The sequence below is a fragment of the Alkalibacter mobilis genome (genome assembly GCF_015594845.1).
GTDB classification, from domain to species: Bacteria; Bacillota; Clostridia; order Eubacteriales; family Alkalibacteraceae; genus Alkalibacter; species Alkalibacter mobilis.
This window is the reverse complement of record NZ_JADNRK010000009.1, coordinates 1-20842: the sequence shown is the minus strand read 5'-3', so window position 1 is coordinate 20842 and position 20842 is coordinate 1. Positions and strand designations below refer to the sequence as shown.

Below are 20842 nucleotides of genomic sequence, written 5' to 3'. Positions count from 1 at the left end.
AAACTGAAGGTTAAAAATCAATGGTTTTTTTCCGACATCATATATTTTACAACATCGAGGAGGATATTTAATGAAAATTTTAAAAAAAATCGCTATTTTAATCACAATAGCCATGTTGCTATCTTTTGCAGGATGTAAAAATGATACTGGAGAACAGTCCCAGGACGATGAGAAACTTCAACTGAAGATAGGTGTGATGCCCGCAGTGGATTCGGCACCCATATTTTTAGCTGATCAGAACGGATATTTTGATGAACTTGGATTGGACGTAGAGGTGCAGATATACACAAATGCAATGAACAGGCAAAGTGCGTTGCAAAGTGGGGAACTGGATGGTGCCATGACAGACGTGATAGCTTTGGTAAACAACGTTGAAAATGGATTTGACATCAAGGTCACTACAAGTACGGACGGTGCGTTTCCTTTTTTGATCAATAAAGATTACGATGGGAGCAAAGACGTAAAAGTTGGAATGATGGAAATCAGTGTGTCAAACTACCTGACAGACAAGAGCCTGAAAGACTACCAAGTTGAAAAAGTGTATATAAATGAAATCCCTGCGAGATTGGAGATGGTGGCCACTGGCAATCTGGATATGGCAGTGATCCCTGAACCCATGGCATCACAAGGTGAATTGAATGGGCTGAAAAAAGATTTGATAGAAAATGATGATGAGTTTTCACCCGATGTCATGGTCTTTACTGGAACAGCAATAAGCGAAAAAGAAGAAGAGTTGAAACTATTTCATCAGGCATACAACAAGGCGGTTGAAGTCATCAATGAAGATGATTCGGCAGCGAGAGATGTTTTGATACAAACATTAGAATTAAATCCGGATATCAAAGACAGCATATTGATGCCCGAATACAACAAAGCAAGAGTGCCTAGTGAAGAATTTTTAAAAGGAATCATGGAATGGAATGAAACCGTAATTGGCAAAACACTTGATATGGAATATGAAGAACTTGTGGAGAGTAGATTTGTAAATGATTAACGTACGAAATATCGATGTTAAATATGGCAGCGAAACAGCTTTAGCGGGTCTGTCGTTAAATGTTGAAAGAAATTCTACATGCGCTATAATAGGGCCGTCAGGGTGTGGGAAAACTACATTGCTTTACGCATTGGCCGGGATTTTAAAAACATCGAGCGGTAGAATTGAAATAAACGGAAGTGAATTGAGCCACATTAGACCAAACACTGGTTTGATACTTCAAAATTACGGGTTGTTGCCTTGGAAGACTGTTTGGAACAATCTGGCATTTCCTTTGAAAACAAGAAGTGTGAGCAAGACCGAAATTCGTGAAAGGGTTGGATCTACGCTGGATATCCTAGGGATTGGTGAGTTTTCAAAGAAGTATCCTGATGAATTGAGCGGAGGCCAGAAACAACGGGTGGCAATTGCTCGTTCTTTGGTTTTAAAGCCGGATTTATTGCTAATGGATGAAGCATCTTCAGCTTTGGATGCCATTACGAAAGAACAAATCCAAGATTTGATTTTGGACATTTACAAGAAAAATAAAATGACCTTGGTATTTGTCACCCACAATATTGAAGAAGCTGTTTTTTTAGGACAGAAAATTGTGGTAATGAATAGCGGAGAAATCAGCAAAACAATACATAATCCTTGCTTTGAGCTTGAAAACCTTAGAACCAGGATTGAGTTTTATCAAATGTGTCTCGAAGTGAGAAAGGTGTTAGATGAAGATAATGAAAAGTTTTAAACTAACCAAGACATTGTACAGTTTTATCTTCGTTTTGATTTTTTGGTACCTGCTTCATATATCTGTTAAAACGGCAGCTATCCCTTCACCTTACGAGACGATTGTAAATTTCGTTGAAATATTTCCGCAAAAACTGAGTCTTCACCTTGGTGCGAGCATGGGAAGGGTATTTTTAGCTTTGGGCATATCTATTGTTTTAGGTAGCATGATAGGAATTTGGACCGGTATTAGTCCAAAGGCGGACAGCATGATTTCGCCGCTTGTATATCTTCTTTATCCAATTCCCAAAATAGCTTTTCTACCGATTTTGATGATTTTGTTTGGTCTCGGGGATCTTCCAAAAATTTTGTTGATCGTGATTATAATAATCTTTCAATTCACCATGGCAGCCAGAGACGGAGTGAAGGAAATACCCAGGGAGTTGACGTATTCAGTAAAATCCTTGGGATTGACAAAACCGCAAATGTACTTGCACCTTGTAATCCCGGCAATATTGCCAAAAATAATTACCACGGCAAGGATCAGCCTGGGTGCAGCAGTATCTGTACTATTTTTTGCAGAAAATTTTGCAACAACATATGGGATAGGTTATTTTATTATGAATCAATGGGCCATGGTAAATTACAAGGAAATGTTTAGTGGGATATTGGCTTTGAGTTTGGCTGGATTTGTCATATTCTTGATAATAGACCTCATCGAGAATATAGTCTGCAAGTGGGTGCAACAAGGAAGACAAGAGTAGTAAGAATGATTTATTTTTCAAAATATCAGCGTTGTTGATTAAATTGGGCGGAAATAGTTCATATTTTATTTTGATTAATGTATAATGAATCAATAGAACAAATTTCATAATTTAAAAGGGGGAAAAGATATGAAGAAAAAAATGATTTTAATTTTAATTTTAATTTCGGCATTAGTGATTTTTGCCGGGTGTTCCGGAGGAACCGATAATGGTGAGGACAAAGTATACAATATTGCTACGGACACAACATTTGCTCCATTTGAGTTTCAAGACAGCTCAGGAAATTATGTAGGCATAGACATCGAGTTGCTTGCTGCCATCGCAGAGGATCAGGGTTTTAAATACGAGCTTAATCCTTTGGGATTCAGTGCCGCAGTAGCTGCACTGGAATCTAATCAAACAGATGCGGTCATAGCAGGTATGAGCATCAATGATGATAGAAAAAAGAAGTATGACTTTTCAGAGCCATATTACGATTCAGGTGTGGTAATGGCTGTGAGCGCTTCAAATTCCGATATATCCGGTTACGAAGACTTGGAGGGCAAATCAGTTGCCGTAAAAGTAGGTACTGAGGGTGCAACTTTTGCCGAGAGCATCGCAGATGAATACGGATTTGAACTTACTTATTTTGAAGATTCGCCTTTAATGTATGAAGATGTCAAGACGGGAAACAGTGCAGCTTGTTTTGAAGACTATCCAGTAATGGGTTATGGAATAACTCAAGGCAATGGATTGAAAATGGTAACTGATATGGAAAAAGGTTCTTCTTACGGTTTTGCCGTAATGAAGGGAGAAAATACAGAACTGCTGGAAATGTTTAATGATGGACTGGAAAATATCAAATCCAATGGAAAATACCAGGAGATTATCGATAAATATATCTCAGCAGAGTAAAAGAGGAATCGTATGAATTTAGGCAAAGTTTATTCAGAAGTAGGACCACTGTTAATAAAAGGAATGGGAGTCGCCGTTCAGGTGACCGTTATTGCATTGGCAATTGCATTGGTATTGGGTATGGTAGCAGCTCTTATGGGGTTGTCTAAAACCCCCTTGCGTTTCATAACCAAGGCGTATGTATGGCTGATCAGAGGAACACCCATGTTGGTGCAGGTTATGTACATATACTTTGCAATACCGCAACTCCTGCAATTTATGGGATACAATGTCAGGCTTACCGCATTTGATGCAGCGCTTATTTCATTGACATTGAATGCAGGTGCCTATATGTCGGAAATCTTCCGTGGCGCCATTAATGCAGTCGAAAAAGGACAAATGGAAGCAGCCAGAAGCCTCGGCCTATCGCAAGGACAGGCTATGAGAAAAGTAATATTGCCGCAAGCTTTGCGTATCTGTTTGCCATCCCTTGTGAACCAGTTTATTATCACATTGAAGGATTCTTCGATCATTTCCGTAATTGGATTTGGAGAAGTAATTTATCAAGCGAGAATCTACGTGGGTCGAACCATGGAATCCTTTGCCACTTATACCTGGGTTGCTTTGTTTTACCTGGTGGTGATCACTGCGCTGACTCAAATTAGCAAAGTGGTTGAAAGGAAGGTGCGGATATGACGGCCCAGATCGTAGTAAAAAACTTGCACAAGTACTTTGGGAAACTGGAAGTGCTCAAAGGAATAGATATTGAAATAAACAAGGGTGAAGTAATTTGTGTCATAGGCCCCAGTGGTTCCGGGAAGTCGACATTTTTGCGATGTTTGAATCGTTTGGAAGAGCCTACTGACGGGGAAATCGTTGTAGACGGTGAAACGATCACTGCACCGGGAACGGACATCAACAAGATTAGACGCCATATTGGGATGGTGTTTCAGCAGTTCAATCTGTTTCCACATCTTAGCGCAAAGCAGAACATAATGATGGCACCTTTGGAATTGAAAATCAAAAACAAAAAAGAGGCAGAGGAAAAAGCCTTGGAACTTTTGGATCGGGTTGGCTTGTCCGAAAAAGCGGATGTAATGCCGAGACAGTTATCAGGTGGACAACAACAGCGTGTCGCAATAGCGAGAGCTTTGGCGATGGAACCCGATATAATGCTTTTTGACGAACCTACATCTGCATTAGATCCTGAAATGGTGGGTGAGGTATTGGCTGTAATGAAGGAATTGGCATCCATGGGCATGACCATGGTTGTGGTAACCCATGAAATGGGTTTTGCCCGAGATGCGGCTGATAGAGTTATTTTTATGGATGAAGGGATCATCATGGAAGAAGCAGTCCCGGAAGAAATGTTTACAAATCCCAAAAATCCTAGAACATCAGAATTTTTGAATAAAGTACTGACAACATAGAATATGCCCGTCACATCAGATTAAATTTGTCTGGTGACGGGCTATTTTTAAATTTGTTAAATTTGACTTTGTAAGCAATTTAGGCAAATCGAGTTTAACGGTTTACATTATTTTTCTAATTGGTATACTAAGTATAGGTTGATATTAAAAAACGCTAAACATTTAGTCAAACTATTTTGTTGACAGGAAGAGAGTGAGACATGATCAGCGAAAAACTTGGTAAATATGACGATTATAAGACAATTTTTGGAAGTTTGGTGATTTCAGCTATTGTTTTTTATTTTGTTAGATATTTGGAAAATCATGTCTACAAAATATTTTTAACAGATCATTATCTTGTATTCCATACCATAGTGGAGTACGCAAGTATAGTAATGTATTTTGCTACTTTTCTTTTAATTTATTACGTAGGCGATCGAGATGGAAGACTGCGGATGAAAATTACTGCGTCAACTTTGTTATTTGTCGGCTTCATAGATTTTTGGCATACATTTTCCTATGAGGGTATGCCGGGGATCTTAGTAGACAGTTCTGTGCAATCTGCAACAGCCTTCTGGATACTGGGCAGGTTTGTATTCGCGTTGGGTTTGTTGGTGGGGTCTTTTATTCCTTTAAGAAAAAGGGTAGGTACTAAGTATAGATTGCTTTTTTTGTGGATACCAATCATATCTGCCGTTTTTTTTCTCATATATATAAGTTTATTTCCTGAAAAATTCCCAGTTTTATTTGTTGAAGGCCAGGGGCTAACATTAACAAAGCAGATCCTAGAATACACAATAATTCTTATAATGATGTTGGCGTTTGTGCTGCTCATGAAAGAATTCAAAAGGCAAAAGAGAAAATCTTTGTCGCTTTTTTTATCAGCTTTGATAGTAAGCATATTCTCAGAATTGGCATTTGCCAGTTATGCCAATGTATACGACACCTACAACTTGTTGGGTCATATTTATAAACTTATAGCATCCTATATGATATTCAAGGTAATGTTTATATTTAATGTGCATTATCCTTACGTAGAACTTGATAAAGCAAAGGGTCAGTTGAACAAATATGCCAATAATCTTGAATTTCTCGTCAAACAACGAACAAGAGAGGTTCAGGAGGCCAACGAACAATTGTTCAAGGATTTAGACTATGCCAAGAAGATTCAAAAGGCGATCATGCCCAAACAAAACGAGGAATTCGAAGCTATTGAATTTTTTAGTGAATATATTCCCTGCGAAAAAGTAGGAGGAGATTTTTTCGGCATTGAGGATCTTAGTGATAGATACATTGCGTTTTATATAGGTGATGTGGCAGGTCATGGGATACCTGCGGCAATGATGACTATTTTCATGAAACAGGCTATCACTACCAGAAGGGTTTATCAAAGCGGTGTAAAAGATATATACAGTCCCAGAGAGGTACTGACAAACTTGTACATGGAATATAACGAAACGGATTTTCCTTTTGAGATGTACGCGGTCATGATTTATGGGTTGATCGATAAAAACACTAAGGAAATGATCTTTTCATCAGCAGGTTTAAACACTTATCCTATATTGAAAAGGCATAATGGAAATGCTAAAAGGCTTGTACACAACGGATTTCCCATATGTAAATACAACAAGGACTTCAAACCTGATTTTACTGATTATAAATATGATTTGAAATCGGGAGATAAGATCATATTTTATACAGACGGTACAATTGAAGCCAAGAACAACGAAGGGGATTTTTTTGGCGAGGAAAAAATTGTAAATCTAATGAAAAAATCTGACGATAAAAGCCCCAAGAGCATATCAAAAGAATTGTTGGACAAACTTCATGGATTTACTGACAGTGAAAAAATTAAAGATGACATAAACTTTTTTATCATAGGAATAAAATAATTCTATTTCAGAGGTGTACATATGGTTCGACAAGGAAGACAAATTAGTCCGACAGGATATTATCATATAGTTGCAAGAGGCTCCAACAGAGAAAAAATATTTAATGATGATGTAAGCAAGCTGTATTTTCAGGATCTTTTAAAGAGTGTATCGATTGAAGAAAATTATAGCGTTAACTCCTATTGCATTTTGGATGATCATGTTCATTTGCTGGTGAAATGTGACCACAATTCCCTTGGACGTGCTATGAAACGTTTAAATGTTGGTTATGCGTCTTTCTACAACCGGTCGAACAAAAGGGAAGGTCACGTTTTTCATGACAGGTACAAAAGTGAAACAGTAGATAACGAAGTCTATCTCTTGAGCGTGATGTGTTATATCCATTACAACCCTTTAAGAGTCGGATTGGTAAAGGATCCATCGAAATATCCATGGTCAAGTTTTATCGAATATTCTCAAAACGAATCCACAGTCATCAATAAAGATGAAATGGATAAAGTTCTAGCTTTTTTTACCGATGGCATTATGGGTTTTGAAAAATTTCATGAAGAATGTGAATATTCCGAACATCTGGATACTCCGGGAGATTTGGAGACAATGAGAAAATTGATTTTAGATGACCAGATTAATCAATTTTATTCGGAAAACAACATAGAGTCTCTGGAAGATATAAAAAAAGACAAAGAGTTGATGCGGGGATTAGTTTCAAAATTGCTCAATGAAACTCCCGTAAGTCACAGAAAAATAGCGGAGCACCTGGAGATCAACAGCAATGTAGTGCATCAAGTCAGTACCGGAAAATACTAATTGAATGAACGTTACAATTAATTAAGTCAAATCCCAAACAGGAGGTCCGAAATATATGAAAAAAATCATTTTAGCGGTCATTTTAATCCTGGTAACGCTGAATGGAACGATTTACGCCAATGCAACGCCTGTGAAGTGGAATGAATGTCCCACATCCGTATTGATTTCTATTGACAAAGAATCTCCTGTTGAAGTTTTAAGTGAAGATTTGACTTTTGATTTAAGCGCGGGAAAAATTGAAAACTATGGATATGTTGCTGAAGTAATTGCTGATTACATGATGAGAAATGATTCTCAAGAGACTGTTTCTACCAAGATGATATTTCCCATTGCAGGAAATATCTTTGAAAAGACAGAAGAAACAGTTTTGGTCGAATCCAATGGAGCTTGGGTGGACTATGAAATCTTTTATGGTCCCACGATCGATTATGAGGGAACATACAAGACAGATTTGAATCAAATGGTATCAGAAATATATCATAATAATTATTTTAATACAGAAAATTTTTCCGCCGAAGATACAGGTACATTATACACCTTTGATACTGAAAAATTGGATGATGATTTTCGACTGGAAGTGTCCTTTGATATTTCTCCAGCGGATAACAATTTCTTTTCATTCGGATTCAATGGGTTCAGCGTAACAGAAGAAGGCGGTTGTAAATTTGTATCTCAAATCAAGGATGAGACGCCTAAAATATTTATTTTAGGCGATAAAGCAGAATTTTTGGTCAGGATTTACGAACTTGACCAAGGAAAAGAAGTGGAACACAATTATTTGGAAATAACAAAATCCGAAAAAGAAATGCAAGTATCGGATTTTGTAGTGGATTATATATCAGATATTACTAAAGACGGTATAACTTCCGAGAATATTGAAGATCACAAAGGGTTTTACTACGAATTTTTGGATGAACTATTTGACAAGACAGGATTTTTTGTAACTGATGATGACGTGGCAAGCGGCCTTGTCGAAGAAAGATTTATAATGCTCTCATACGAAATCGAGTTTGAGCCGGAAGAAGAAAAAAATGTTATGGTAAAGTACAATGTACAGGGCAGCTACGACAGGTCTGAAACTGTGGCACCTATATATACATATGAGTATTTGTTGACGCCGGCTGAAAATTGGAAGACATTTTCTGATTTGGAAATCAAAATATTACCACCGGCTGATGTACCATATGTAATCGAAAGCACGTTGAATCTTAATAAGGATCCCCTTGGTAATTATATTGGTTCCTTCGAAAATTTACCTGAGAACGACTTGAAATTCTCTCTTTATAAAAATGAAAAAATTACATTGCAGGATAAAATTGGGGGATATTTCAACAATAATTTGTATAGTATTTTGATATTTGGTTTTATTATTTTTCTTGTCTCAATAATTTTGGGATTTTCATTATTATTGATTAAAATATTTAAGAAAATGAAGAATAGATCTCATTTTTAAGTTGTTTCTTCCTTGTTTGATAATTTTATGAATTTGAATGAGTTTAAAGATTAGCTTGACAATTCTTTTTTACATAAATATAATTAGTTTAATTAAACCGATGATGTAGAGATCAAACCGATATAAGTACCTATAGAGAGCAGGGGGCTGGTGGAACGCCTGCGGAGAAGCTGATCGGCAAATGGACTACTGAGGGCAAGGTGAAAAACTTTTTAGTTTAGTATCCGAGACGTGTGTTGGCGTTAACGACAGGGAATGTGTTGGCATTTTCGTGGAAAACTCATTTTGGCTGGTCAAAATGATCAAATTAAGTATTAAGGTGGCATAGCAGATAAATTCTGTCCTTATATTCAGGACGGGATTTTTTTTATTTTAGCTGAGTGCAACCTTCCTCACTTGCCATATCACATATCAAAAACAAAGGAGAGAAGAAAATGAAAAAATTAATGTCAATTTTGGTCGTATGTTTTATGCTAGTAGGGTTGTTTGCAGGTTGCACAAGTGGTGAAGGTTCGGGTGATGAAAACGGTGATTCAAATGAAGTCGAGAAAATAAAAATAGGGATCGTTCAACCAATGGATCATCCGTCATTAAATCAGATAAGAGAAACAATTATTGAAGAACTTAAGGAGATGGGACTTGAAGATAAAACTGAGATCGTAGTGAAAAATGCCAACGGTGATATGAGCCTCTTACCTTCGATAATGCAGGAATTATTGAATAGTGAGATAGATATACTAGTACCAATAGCAACACCAACTGCTCAAGCGGCGGCTGCTTCAACATCTGAAGTACCTATAATTTTCTCAGCAGTCAGCAATCCGGTAGAAGCAGGATTGGTAACAGCTTTTGAAGATACATCAAAAAATATAACCGGAGTTTCCAATTCCATAGCTATAGAAGAAATCTTCCAATTAGCGCAGCAACTAACTCCCGAGGTAAAGACTTTTGGATTCATCTACAACAGTAGTGAAATAAATTCAACTGCAGGGATTGAGAGGGCAAAGGTATACTGCGAATCAGCGGGTATAGAGTACAAAGAAGCTACGATAACCGGAACAGCCGACTTGCAACAAGTAGCTGCATCTCTGGTCGATAGCGTAGACGCTTTTTTTACACCAAATGACAACACAGTGGCAAGCGCAATGGCAACATATATGCAAGTTGCCATGGAAGCAAAATTACCCACATATGTTGGAGCTGATTCAATGGTGGCGGATGGAGCATTAGCCACAGTGGGAATCGATTATACGGTATTGGGAAGACAGACAGCCGACATGATCGGAAGAATAATAAACGGTGAAACCATATCAGAAAATCATGTTGAACAAATAGCTGAGTATGCAAATATGATAAATATTGGCACCGCAAATGAATTGGGAATCGAAATACCTGAGAATTTGAAGGAAAGTTTTGTTATAATAGGAGAATAAGATTAATCAGAAAGGTGCGGTAGCATGACATTGATCACAGGGTCTCTTCAACTGGGCTTGTTATACGGCATAATGGCCTTGGGGATATATATTACATTCAGAATACTCAATCTACCTGACTTGACTGTGGATGGTAGCTTTGCTTTGGGAATGGCTGTTGGAGCTGTGGTTACTATAACTGGTCATCCTGTATTGGCATTGCTATTGGCAATGCTGGCAGGTTCAATTGCGGGACTGGTGACAGGATTACTTCAGACCAAGCTTTCAATACATCCCATATTATCGGGGATTTTGGTCATGACGGGTTTGTACACCATAAATTTATTTATAATGGGTGGAAGAGCAAATTTGTCAGTTGTCGGCAATGAAACAGTTTTTACCTTGATGGAAAGGCTTATTGTCCAGATGGGACAAGCCAAGACCGCTTTAGCCCTGATATTAAGTATAGGCGGGGCGCTGATTTTGTCCGTGATTTTTAAAACCAGGTTGGGTCTTGCCATAAGAGCAACCGGTGACAACGAAGACATGGTCAGATCATCATCAATAAATGCTGATTTGACAAAGTGTGTAGGTCTTTCAATGGGAAATGCTTTCGTAGGACTGGCAGGGGCTTTGATCTGCCAATACCAAATGTTCTCTGATGTGGGGTCTGGCAGTGGCATGGTTGTTATTGGATTGGCTTCGGTAATAATAGGCGAAACCGTATTTGGTAAACGAGGTGTGACCATTGGCTTGATTTCAGCCGTTGCAGGATCTATAATCTACAGAATTATAATAGCTATGGCATTAAAGATCGATTTATTCCCGTCTTATGCGCTGAAACTAATATCAGCGGTGATAGTAATGGTGGCGTTATCGGGACCTTCCATTAAGGGGTTGATGGATCAAGCTAAAATCAGAAGGGAGGTAAAAAACCATCTTAAATGATTGGTTTTAACTCACATGCTGAAAATGATCAACGTTAGCAAGACTTTTTATAAAGGAACTGCAAATGAAAAAAAGGCTTTGAACCATTTGAATCTTACCTTGGAGCAAGGAGATTTTGTTACGATCATAGGGTCGAATGGAGCTGGAAAATCAACGTTGTTTAACGCTGTTGGAGGAAGTTTTCTCATTGATTCCGGTGCGATAATATTAAATGGAAAAAATATCACAACAATGCCTGAGTACAAGCGTGCTTATGAAATCGGAAGACTGATGCAGGATCCGATGAGAGGAACCGCACCTTCAATGACAATAGAAGAAAATCTTGCTCTGGCATTTACAAGAAAGGCCAAAAAAAGCTTCTTTGCGCTTAACGGAACCGACTCAGCCTATTTTAGAGATGTTTTGAGTACTTTGGATCTAGGATTGGAAAATCGGATGAAAACCAAGGTCAAAAATCTTTCAGGTGGACAAAGACAGGCTGTCACACTACTAATGTGTACAATAGCTTCACCGAAGTTATTGCTGTTGGACGAACATACTGCAGCTCTGGATCCAGCTACAGCACAGAGGATTTTACAGATAACTACAGAAATAGTCTCCGAGTCAAAAATTACTACAATGATGATAACCCATGACATCAAAGCGGCACTTGCCTTAGGCAACAGAACTATCATGATGGATGAAGGAGAGATCATACTGGATATTAAAGGTGAAGAGAGAGAAGACATGTCTCTAAACAAATTGATGAGTTATTATTCAAATAAAAAACACAAAGAATTTTCAGATGATAGAATATTACTTTCATAAAAAAAAGCGCATATGCGCTTTTTTAATTACAGACTTTCTGCAGCCCGAGAATGTTCTCGGACAATGTCACATGAGTTTTTAAACATGTCCATCTCATGTTGTGTCATGTTCAATTCCAAAACTTCTAAAATTCCACTTCTTCCAATAACTGCCGGGACTCCAATACATATGTCTTTTTCGCCGTACTGGCCTTCCAGTAATACAGACAATGGGTATGCCTTTTTTTCATCATTGAGTATACTCCCGACTATTTGAGATGCGACCGTGCCAATACCGAATTCGGTGGAGTTTTTCCCGTTTATTATATCCATTCCCACCGTTCTTACACGATTTAATATCTTGTCGAAATTTATAGATGAATAAGGTTCCACTTGCTCTTTCTTTAGATCGAGCAAAGATTTTCCACCAATTGTAACATGTGAAAAAGGTATCATGCTGGAATCGCCATGTTCTCCCATTACCAAGGATCCTATAGACTTTGGATCTCTATCCAGTTGGTCCGACAATATCCTTTTAAGCCTAGATGTGTCCAAAGATGTGCCGGTGCCAAAAACTTTCTTTTTTTCAAATCCCGTGTGATTCAACATGTATTTTGTGACCACGTCTGCGGGATTCGATATGCATAGAAGTATACCTTCAAATCCGGATGTTTTCAATTTTGGGACAATATCTTTCATGACGTTTATTGAATCGCTCATTGTATCCAATCTTGTTTGGCCGGGTTTTCTTGGTACACCTGCGGCAAGTATAACGATGGATGCATCTGTGCAGTCGGAATAATCACCAACTCGAACGATAATTTTGTGAGGCATGAAATTAACACAATCCATAATATCACCCGCTTGTGCAGAAGCTTTGATATGATCCAAATCTATAAACACGATTTCTGATGCATCGCCTTTGAAGGCCAGACTGTAAGCGCAGTGTGAGCCTACATGTCCAGCGCCGATAATAACGACTTTTCTCGAAACTTCGTTCACTAAATCACTCCCTAAAAGATACTTTGTTTTGACAAACAAAATAGTAAATATTTATTTAATGTTGGCATGGTACTCCTGCAGTGACTTGAGGCTGGGTCCAGATGAAATGTTTTCCAGGTGTGCTTCAATGCCCTTGGCGCTGGCCAAAGCTGCAGTAATTGTGGTTATATACGGTATTTTATGTCTAATTGATGACTTTCTAATAAATGAACCGTCACTTTGACTTCTTTTGGATGAAGGGGTGTTGATCACCAGTTGGATTTCACCATTTGCTATAGCATCCAAAATATTTGGCTTTATTTCATATAGTTTGTTGATTTCTTCGGAATCGATCCCATTTTCCTTAAAGTAAGCGTGAGTTCCGCCGGTAGCTTTAATTTTAAAACCGATTTTTATGAAATTTCTCGCTAATTCCAAGGAAGAATGTTTATCATTGTCATTTACGCTAATCAGAACAGTTCCCTCAGTTGGGAGAGGTGATTGAGTGGCTTCCTGTGCCTTGTAAAAAGACAGCCCAAAAGAATCTGAAATACCGAGCACTTCACCTGTTGATCTCATTTCAGGACCTAAAACCGGATCGACTTCTGGAAACATGTTAAATGGGAATACAGCTTCCTTGACACCATAATGCGAGACTGCGATATCGCTAAATTTATCTACAGGATAAATATCTCCTTTGAATTCAGACATCAAGATTTCAGTTGCAATTTTAGCCATGGATATATTGCAAATTTTTGAAACCAACGGCACTGTCCTGGATGCTCTTGGGTTAGCCTCTAAAACGTATACTTTGTCATCAGATATGGCATATTGCATGTTCATTAGTCCAATTACGTTCATTTCCTTTGCGATCTTTTGTGTGTAGTTTTTTATTGTTTCCTGGTGCTTTTCCGGAATTGAGATTGGTGGTATGACACAAGCCGAATCTCCGGAGTGTATTCCTGCGAGTTCGATATGTTCCATAATTGCTGGAACAAAAACATCCTTGCCGTTTGATAATGCGTCTGCCTCTGCTTCAATCGCATTACTTAAAAATCTGTCGATCAGAATGGGTCTTTCAGGTGAAACGCTAACTGCTGAGTTCATATATCGGATCAGCATTTCTTTGTCATGGACTATTTCCATTCCGCGGCCGCCTAAAACATACGATGGTCTCACCATCAAAGGGAATCCCAATTCATCGGATATCGCCAGTGCCTCATTTGTGTCTACAGCCATACCGGATTGAGGCATTGGAATCTGTAGTTTTTCCATAATTTCTCGGAATTGATCCCTATCTTCTGCAAGATCGATCGTAGCAGGGGAGGTGCCGAGAATATTCACGCCCAAATCTTCCAATTCTCTAGCTATATTTAGAGGTGTTTGCCCTCCAAATTGAACTATGACTCCTAGGGGGTTTTCTTTTTCATAAATGCTTAAAACGTCTTCTACAGTCAGCGGTTCAAAATAAAGTTTGTCGGATGTATCATAATCTGTAGACACAGTCTCGGGATTACAGTTTACAATAACAGTCTCGTAACCCAATTCTCTCAATGAAAATGCAGCATGAACGCAACAGTAATCAAACTCGATGCCTTGTCCGATCCTGTTTGGTCCACCGCCTAAAATCATGACTTTGGGTTTATCGGTTGTAGATGTTTGATCTGGGGCATTGTAAGTGGAAAAATAATAAGCTGCATTTTCAACGCCACTGACAGGGACTGCTTCCCAGCCTTCCATTATATTTAATAATTTTCTTTTTTCCCTGACTTTGGTCTCAGTGGTATTCAAAAGTTGAGCCAGGTAGCGATCTGCAAAACCGTCTCTTTTGGCTTCAATAAAAGTTTTATCCGGTATTGAATTTATATCATAATCAAGAATCGTCGCTTCTAGATCAACAAGTTCTTTCATTTGCTGAAGAAAATAGTTTTTTATATGTGTAATTTTGTATAAGAGATCCAGATCCGCACCTTTTCTGATTGCTTCATACAAGATGAAATGTCGTTCGCTGGTTGCCTCCGAAAGCATTGCCAATAGCTCGTCCAGGGATTTTTTGTTGAAATCCTTAGCGAATCCTAGACCATATCTTCCTATTTCCAAAGATCTTATTGCTTTTTGCAAGGCTTCTTTATAATTTTTACCGATGCTCATTACTTCGCCGACAGCTTTCATTTGCGTTCCCAACTTGTCCTGAGAACCGGGAAATTTTTCGAAAGCCCATCTCGCAAATTTAACAACTACGTAATCACCTGAAGGGGTGTATTTGTCCAAACTTCCATCTCTCCAATAGGGTAGTTCATCTAAAGTGATGCCTGCTGCCAAAAGAGCGGAGACGTAAGCAATAGGAAAACCAGTTGCTTTGGATGCCAACGCAGATGACCTTGACGTACGCGGGTTTATCTCGATTATAACAACACGTCCTGTTTTTGGGTCGTGTGCAAACTGTACATTTGTGCCACCTATTACTTCAATTGCTTCTACGACCCGGTAAGCATAATCTTGAAGTTTTTGTTGCAGTTCAGTACTAATTGTCAGCATGGGAGCAGTACAGAAAGAATCACCTGTATGAACTCCTATGGCATCCACATTTTCGATGAAGCAGATGGTGATAAGCTTATTATTGGAATCTCTTACTACTTCCAATTCTAATTCTTCCCAACCCAGTACCGATTCTTCGATCAAAATTTGACCAACACGGCTGGCAGAAATACCTCGGCTGGCAACCGTTCTCAACTCATCGACATTGTAGACTAAGCCGCCACCTGTTCCACCCATTGTAAAGGCTGGTCTAATGACTACTGGATATCCAAGATCTTGAGCGATCCTTTCGGCTTCTTCAACAGAGTAAGCGGGAGCACTTCTCGCCATTTCTATTCCAAGTTTGTCCATACTTTCTTTAAAAGCTATTCGATCCTCGCCACGCTCGATTGCATCCAGCTGTACTCCTATTACTTTTACCTCGTATTTATCTAGTATTCCCGCATTCATTAATTCTATACTCAAATTTAATGCTGTTTGCCCACCTAGATTAGGGAGAAGGGCATCAGGTCGTTCTTTAGCGATTATTGATTCAATGCTTTTGACATTCAAAGGCTCGATATAGGTCACATCGGCAATTTCCGGATCAGTCATTATAGTTGCAGGATTTGAATTTACCAGCACTATTTTATAACCAAGACTTTTCAAAGCTTTACAAGCCTGAGTGCCTGAATAATCAAATTCACAGGCTTGTCCAATGATAATCGGTCCTGAACCTATTATCATCACTTTATTAATATCAGTTCTTTTAGGCATTTTAAACCTCCATCTCTTTAAGCTTTATTTATATATATTATCACAATTGGTGCATGATAATAAACCTAAATAGAGTTTTTATGCATGTTGTAAGAAGCTGTTTGTATTGAAACCGTATATGATTTAAACAAAAAAAAGACCTATCCTACTAAGATAGGTCCCAGTAAACTAATCTAGAACATTTTTTTACTCATTTCATCTATTGACTTGCTTGTTTCTTCATAGACACCCGGGAATGAACCATAGTCTCCACCTTGAGTTAGACAAGGGATAAAGTAGAGTTTGCCGTTGTTTTTGCAAGCTCGCTCAACCTCTCTATCAATGATTTCGCGATTCCAGCCAGGAAAATCTACCACACCGCTGTCGATGTCGCCCATGAATGACATTTGTCCACCATACTTTTTAACTAATTCAGGTGTGTTGTTGGTTGTCATGACCCCTTGCCAGATATCGACGCCCATTTCAATCATGAAAGGAACAAATGAAGCGGCATAAGAGTCGCTGTGATGCACTGCTACTTCTACTCCGTTATCTTTGTAGAACTTGTATATTTTCTTATAATAAGGAAGATAAAATTCTTCGAACATCTCAGGCGAGATGAATGTTGATTTTTGTCCACCCCAGTCATCATGGTGGAACAGACAATCAGGTTTAATTCTCTTGATAACTTCTGCAGCGTATTCCAATTCTCTTTCACATAAAGCTTCAATCAATTCATGCATTTTGTCAGGATCTTCGTAATAAGCCATTAGAGCATTTTCCATGCTCATCAAGTGATGTGTCATTTCGAAAAGACCAGGTGCAACAAAAGCAGTAACAAATTTTTCGCTTCTGTCGATTTTGTTGGCATGCTCGACTGCTGGAGCCCAAGCAGCATCATCTTTAACTATCGGAGGAATTTTGACTTGTTCCTTCCACTTGGTTATATCTTTTAAAACTATGTGTTCTTCGTCATGTATTGGAAATCCGCCAACTTGTCCTTCCGGCCACGTAAAGGTAATACCCCAGTCATTGACAATTGTTTCACCAGGGCCGGGGAAAGAACCCATAGGGCATTCGTAAATAAGCTCCATGAATTCAAACTGTTTTACGAATCTGTCAGGATTTCCACCTTTGATGGTTTCAAGTAAATTTTGTCTGATTGTTAACATTTATATCGACCTCCAATAATTTATTTTCAAAATTTGCGATGCAATGATAAATTTAAATAATAAATAATGTTAAGCTGTTATGTTGCTGATTAGATTAAATGTTAATTGCAGTTAATAAAGTTGTCTAAAATTTCCGGGGTGTATTTTTCACCCCGGCAGAAGTGTTGTTAAAACATTTTTTTACTCATTTCATCGATTGCCTCAGAAGTTTCTTCGTAAACTCCCGGGAATGAACTAAAATTCAATCCTTGTGTAAGATTGGGGATAAAGTAGTGCTTACCACAGTTTGTACACGCTCTTTCAACTTCTCTGTCGATGATTTCTCTTGTCCAATTTGGGAAGTCGACAACGCCGCTGTCAATGTCGCCCATGAAAGAAATCTGTCCGCCATATTTCTTTATCAGCTCAGGGGTGTTGTTCGTTGTCATAACACCTTGCCAGATATCGATCCCCATTTCGATCATATACGGCACAAAAGTTGCTGCGTAAGAGTCACCATGGTGGACAACGAGTTCCACTCCGTTGTCTTTGTAGAAACCGTATATTTTCTTGTATGCAGGAACAAAGAATTCTTCGAACATTTCAGGAGAAATAAACGTAGAAGTTTGCCCGCCCCAGTCATCGTGATGGAAAAGGGCAGTGGGTTTAACACGTTTTATGACTTCTGCTGCATAAGCGAGTTCTCGCTCAGTCAAAGCGGCTATAAGTTCATGCATCAATTCCGGCTCTTCATAATATGCCATTAAGGCGTTTTCCATGCTCATCAGGTGGTGAGTCATTTCGAAAAGTCCAGGTGCTACAAAAACGGTTGCGTATACCTCGTTTCTGTCAATGTTGTTTGAATGTTCGACCGCTGCAGCCCAAGCAGCATCATCAGTGACTATTGGAGGTATTTTGACCTGTTCTTTCCACTTGGTTATATCTTTCAATACGATATGTTCTTCATCATGAACAGGGAAACCGCCGATTTGTCCTTCAGGCCATGAAAATGTGATTCCCCATTCGTTGACAATTGTTTGTCCTGGTCCAGCCATGGTTCCCATTGGGCATTCCATTATAATATCCATGAATTCATATTGATTTACAAACCTGTCAGGTTTTCCACCACTTATAGTTTCAAGTAAATTTTGTTTTTTTGATAACATTTATATGCGCCTCCCAGTTTAATTGTTAGTTGGATGTTATGCTTTAACCAGTTCCTTTGCTTTTGTAACCGCACCGCCGGCATCAGGAGCATATCCGTCTGCTTTGCACTCGGCTGCATACTCGGGTGTTACGGGCGCTCCGCCTACCATGACCTTGAATCCTGCGTCCTTAAGAGCCAGGGATGTCTGTTTAAGTGCCGGCATGGTGGTGGTTAGAAGACCAGAACAAGCTGCCAACACCGCATTGTTTTCTTTTGCCGCTTCTACGAATTTATCAGCTGGAACATCCACTCCAAGATCTACGATGGTAAATCCTGAGCTTTCAAGCATCATGCTTACAAGATTTTTTCCTATGTCATGAAGGTCACCGGCTACTGTTCCTATTACGCATGTTCCCAAGGATACGGAACTGTCGCCTGCAAGCAGGGGCTTTAATACGTCTACACCTTTGCTCATGGCCTTTGCCGCTATCAGCATTTCAGGTACGAAGATTTCTCCGGCAGAGAATTTGTCTCCAACTACTCCCATGGATTCGATCATTGCATCAAGGATTTCTTTCGGTTGTTTGCCTTCGTCCAGTGCTTCCTGAACCAAACCTGCTACGACTTTGGTTTTACCTTTTGATACCATTTCCTGGATCTCTTGAATTTTTGACATTTCTGTTCCTCCTCGGTTTATAAAATCGTTAGACACAGTATTGAAAAGTATACTGCTTCATAAAATTGAGACCGTTTACACTCACTTAAAAATGTATAATCAATCTCATGTACAAATTCTAACAGATTAATTTTGGCATGTCAATAAATTAGTTGCACTTAAATTGTAAAATAAGAATAAATTTTAATTGTATTCAAATGATATGTAAACTTATAAATTATTAAGCATCTGCAAAATAAAAAACGGACACACTGGTGTGTGTCCGCAAATTGGCAGTATTAAAACATTTTTTTACTCATTTCATCGATAGACTTGGAAGTTTCGTCATAAACACCTGGGAATGAGCTAAAACCCAACCCTTGAGTCAGACATGGAATAAAGTAATTTTTCCCGCAGCTTGTACATGCTCTTTCAACTTCCATGTCGATGATTTCTCTGTTCCATTCCGGGAAGTCTATGACTCCACTGTCAAGATCACCCATGAAAGAAATTTGTCCGCCGTATTTTTTGATAAGTTCTGGTGTATCGTTTGTGGTCATGACTCCTTGCCATATGTCAATACCCATTTCGATCATGTAATCTACCAGGTTGGCGCCATAGCTGTCACTGTGGTGTATTATAAGTTCGACTCCGTTTTCTTTGTAAAATCCGTAAATCCTTTTGTAGGCGGGAAGAAAGAATTCTTCAAACATTTCAGGAGAAACAAATGAAGATTTTTGGCTGCCCCAATCGTCATGATGGAAAATCGCTTCAGGATTGATTCTTTTAATCACTTCCTTGGCGTATGCCAGCTCTCTCTCAGTCAAGGCATCTATCAACTCGTGCATCAGCTCAGGTTCTTCATAGAGACCCATCAAAGCATCTTCCATGCTCATCAAGTGATGAGTCATTTCAAAGATTCCAGGTGCAACGAATGCAGTGACGTATTTTTCATTTCTATCAATACTTTTGGCACGTTCTTCTGCAGCAGCCCAGGCAGCATCGTCAGTAACTATCGGAGGGATCTTGACTTGTTCCTTCCACTTGGTAATATCCTTAAGAACTTTGTGATCTTCATCGTGAACGGGAAATCCACCTAATTGTCCTTCAGGCCATGTGAAAGTGATGCCCCACTCATTGACTATAGTCTGACCTGGTCCCGCCATCATTCCCATGGGACATTCCATTACTATATCCATGAATTCATACTGATTTACGAATCTGTCAGGATTTCCACCTTTGATGGTTTCAAGCAAATTTTGTTTGATCGATAACATTTATAACGCCTCCCGGTTTTTAGTTGATTGCAAGATATTGATTACGCTTTTATCAGTTCTTTCGCCTTTGTTACAGCGCTACCAGCGTCAGGAGCGTATCCGTCTGCTTTGATTTCTGCTGCATACTCAGGTGTTACAGGTGCTCCACCTACGATTACAGTGAATCCTGCTTCTTTAAGTGCAAGAGATGTCTGCTTAAGTGCAGGCATTGTAGTAGTAAGAAGTCCTGATGCAGCTACTATAACTGCGTTGTTCTCTTTAGCCACTTCTACAAACTTCTCTGCTGGTACGTCAACTCCAAGGTCGATCATTG

Annotated in this window: 19 protein-coding genes; 12 read left to right on the top strand and 7 right to left on the bottom strand. The window is 38.9% G+C overall.

Annotated features, from left to right (window positions below; translation table 11 throughout):
- Positions 1-70 precede the first annotated feature (70 nt).
- The 12 genes from IWB18_RS06390 to IWB18_RS06340 all read left to right on the top strand — a co-directional run bounded on the left by IWB18_RS06390 (position 71) and on the right by IWB18_RS06340 (position 12067).
- On the top strand, positions 71-994 hold the full coding sequence (locus IWB18_RS06390; protein ID WP_195682788.1) for an ABC transporter substrate-binding protein: 924 nt from the start codon (positions 71-73) through the stop codon (positions 992-994).
- Positions 987-1724, top strand: coding sequence for an ABC transporter ATP-binding protein (locus IWB18_RS06385; RefSeq protein ID WP_195682787.1), 738 nt, complete (start codon positions 987-989; stop codon positions 1722-1724). The genes IWB18_RS06390 and IWB18_RS06385 overlap by 8 nt, the downstream gene beginning before the upstream one ends.
- A complete protein-coding gene (locus tag IWB18_RS06380) occupies positions 1702-2466 on the top strand; it encodes an ABC transporter permease (protein ID WP_207740765.1) in 765 nt (254 codons plus the stop codon). Before IWB18_RS06385 ends, IWB18_RS06380 begins: the two co-directional genes overlap by 23 nt.
- Positions 2467-2595: 129 nt before the next feature.
- On the top strand, positions 2596-3360 hold the full coding sequence (locus tag IWB18_RS12480) for a transporter substrate-binding domain-containing protein (protein ID WP_225877786.1): 765 nt from the start codon (positions 2596-2598) through the stop codon (positions 3358-3360).
- Between the two features lie 12 nt (positions 3361-3372).
- Complete coding sequence (locus tag IWB18_RS12475; RefSeq protein ID WP_225877785.1) at positions 3373-4035, top strand: amino acid ABC transporter permease; 663 nt, start codon at positions 3373-3375, stop codon at positions 4033-4035.
- Entirely contained in the window at positions 4032-4769 is a 738-nt protein-coding gene (locus IWB18_RS06370) for an amino acid ABC transporter ATP-binding protein (RefSeq protein WP_195682786.1), read from the top strand. Before IWB18_RS12475 ends, IWB18_RS06370 begins: the two co-directional genes overlap by 4 nt.
- Positions 4770-4969: 200 nt before the next feature.
- Positions 4970-6640 carry a PP2C family protein-serine/threonine phosphatase gene (locus IWB18_RS06365; protein WP_195682785.1) on the top strand — a complete coding sequence of 557 codons (1671 nt, stop codon included), beginning with the start codon at positions 4970-4972 and terminating at the stop codon, positions 6638-6640.
- Between the two features lie 21 nt (positions 6641-6661).
- On the top strand, positions 6662-7447 hold the full coding sequence (locus IWB18_RS06360) for a transposase (RefSeq protein WP_195682784.1): 786 nt from the start codon (positions 6662-6664) through the stop codon (positions 7445-7447).
- A 55-nt stretch (positions 7448-7502) separates the two neighbouring features.
- Positions 7503-8900, top strand: coding sequence for a hypothetical protein (locus IWB18_RS06355; protein WP_195682783.1), 1398 nt, complete (start codon positions 7503-7505; stop codon positions 8898-8900).
- Between the two features lie 434 nt (positions 8901-9334).
- Positions 9335-10333 (top strand): ABC transporter substrate-binding protein, encoded by a 999-nt coding sequence (locus IWB18_RS06350; protein WP_195682782.1) that lies wholly within the window; start codon positions 9335-9337, stop codon positions 10331-10333.
- A 24-nt stretch (positions 10334-10357) separates the two neighbouring features.
- Positions 10358-11260 (top strand): ABC transporter permease, encoded by a 903-nt coding sequence (locus IWB18_RS06345; RefSeq protein WP_195682781.1) that lies wholly within the window; start codon positions 10358-10360, stop codon positions 11258-11260.
- A gap of 15 nt (positions 11261-11275) precedes the next feature.
- Positions 11276-12067: an ABC transporter ATP-binding protein gene (locus IWB18_RS06340; RefSeq protein ID WP_195682780.1), complete on the top strand. Its 792-nt coding sequence runs from the start codon at positions 11276-11278 to the stop codon at positions 12065-12067.
- A gap of 26 nt (positions 12068-12093) precedes the next feature.
- Here the strand turns inward: IWB18_RS06340 and IWB18_RS06335 are convergent, their stop codons facing one another.
- The 7 genes from IWB18_RS06335 to IWB18_RS06305 form a co-directional block, all read right to left on the bottom strand.
- Positions 12094-13047 (bottom strand): L-lactate dehydrogenase, encoded by a 954-nt coding sequence (locus IWB18_RS06335; protein ID WP_195682779.1) that lies wholly within the window; start codon positions 13045-13047, stop codon positions 12094-12096.
- Positions 13048-13098: 51 nt separating this feature from the next.
- Positions 13099-16320, bottom strand: a complete 3222-nt coding sequence (gene carB / locus IWB18_RS06330; protein WP_195682778.1) for a carbamoyl-phosphate synthase large subunit — start codon at positions 16318-16320, stop codon at positions 13099-13101.
- 173 nt (positions 16321-16493) lie between these two features.
- The gene (locus IWB18_RS06325) at positions 16494-17471 is read right to left on the bottom strand and encodes a uroporphyrinogen decarboxylase family protein (RefSeq protein WP_195682777.1); all 978 of its coding nucleotides are present in this window, start codon (positions 17469-17471) and stop codon (positions 16494-16496) included.
- 167 nt (positions 17472-17638) lie between these two features.
- Entirely contained in the window at positions 17639-18616 is a 978-nt protein-coding gene (locus IWB18_RS06320) for a uroporphyrinogen decarboxylase family protein (RefSeq protein WP_195682776.1), read from the bottom strand.
- A 36-nt stretch (positions 18617-18652) separates the two neighbouring features.
- Positions 18653-19273, bottom strand: a complete 621-nt coding sequence (locus tag IWB18_RS06315; RefSeq protein ID WP_195681646.1) for a corrinoid protein — start codon at positions 19271-19273, stop codon at positions 18653-18655.
- A gap of 278 nt (positions 19274-19551) precedes the next feature.
- On the bottom strand, positions 19552-20529 hold the full coding sequence (locus IWB18_RS06310) for a uroporphyrinogen decarboxylase family protein (RefSeq protein ID WP_195682775.1): 978 nt from the start codon (positions 20527-20529) through the stop codon (positions 19552-19554).
- A gap of 41 nt (positions 20530-20570) precedes the next feature.
- On the bottom strand, positions 20571-20842 hold a 272-nt coding region (locus IWB18_RS06305), incomplete at its 5' end, for a cobalamin B12-binding domain-containing protein (RefSeq protein ID WP_195682774.1).

Excerpts from the sequence above, each read along its gene's own strand:
- IWB18_RS06350 (WP_195682782.1), top strand. The coding sequence starts at position 9,335 with ATGAAAAAATTAATGTCAATTTTGGTCGTATGTTTTATGCTAGTAGGG.
- IWB18_RS12480 (WP_225877786.1), top strand. The coding sequence starts at position 2,596 with ATGAAGAAAAAAATGATTTTAATTTTAATTTTAATTTCGGCATTAGTG.
- IWB18_RS06325 (WP_195682777.1), bottom strand. The coding sequence starts at position 17,471 with ATGTTAACAATCAGACAAAATTTACTTGAAACCATCAAAGGTGGAAAT.
- IWB18_RS06380 (WP_207740765.1), top strand. The coding sequence starts at position 1,702 with ATGAAGATAATGAAAAGTTTTAAACTAACCAAGACATTGTACAGTTTT.
- IWB18_RS12475 (WP_225877785.1), top strand. The coding sequence starts at position 3,373 with ATGAATTTAGGCAAAGTTTATTCAGAAGTAGGACCACTGTTAATAAAA.
- IWB18_RS06320 (WP_195682776.1), bottom strand. The coding sequence starts at position 18,616 with ATGTTATCAAAAAAACAAAATTTACTTGAAACTATAAGTGGTGGAAAA.
- IWB18_RS06365 (WP_195682785.1), top strand. The coding sequence starts at position 4,970 with ATGATCAGCGAAAAACTTGGTAAATATGACGATTATAAGACAATTTTT.
- IWB18_RS06345 (WP_195682781.1), top strand. The coding sequence starts at position 10,358 with ATGACATTGATCACAGGGTCTCTTCAACTGGGCTTGTTATACGGCATA.
- IWB18_RS06310 (WP_195682775.1), bottom strand. The coding sequence starts at position 20,529 with ATGTTATCGATCAAACAAAATTTGCTTGAAACCATCAAAGGTGGAAAT.
- IWB18_RS06340 (WP_195682780.1), top strand. The coding sequence starts at position 11,276 with ATGCTGAAAATGATCAACGTTAGCAAGACTTTTTATAAAGGAACTGCA.
- carB (WP_195682778.1), bottom strand. The coding sequence starts at position 16,320 with ATGCCTAAAAGAACTGATATTAATAAAGTGATGATAATAGGTTCAGGA.
- IWB18_RS06370 (WP_195682786.1), top strand. The coding sequence starts at position 4,032 with ATGACGGCCCAGATCGTAGTAAAAAACTTGCACAAGTACTTTGGGAAA.
- IWB18_RS06385 (WP_195682787.1), top strand. The coding sequence starts at position 987 with ATGATTAACGTACGAAATATCGATGTTAAATATGGCAGCGAAACAGCT.
- IWB18_RS06315 (WP_195681646.1), bottom strand. The coding sequence starts at position 19,273 with ATGTCAAAAATTCAAGAGATCCAGGAAATGGTATCAAAAGGTAAAACC.
- IWB18_RS06355 (WP_195682783.1), top strand. The coding sequence starts at position 7,503 with ATGAAAAAAATCATTTTAGCGGTCATTTTAATCCTGGTAACGCTGAAT.
- IWB18_RS06390 (WP_195682788.1), top strand. The coding sequence starts at position 71 with ATGAAAATTTTAAAAAAAATCGCTATTTTAATCACAATAGCCATGTTG.
- IWB18_RS06360 (WP_195682784.1), top strand. The coding sequence starts at position 6,662 with ATGGTTCGACAAGGAAGACAAATTAGTCCGACAGGATATTATCATATA.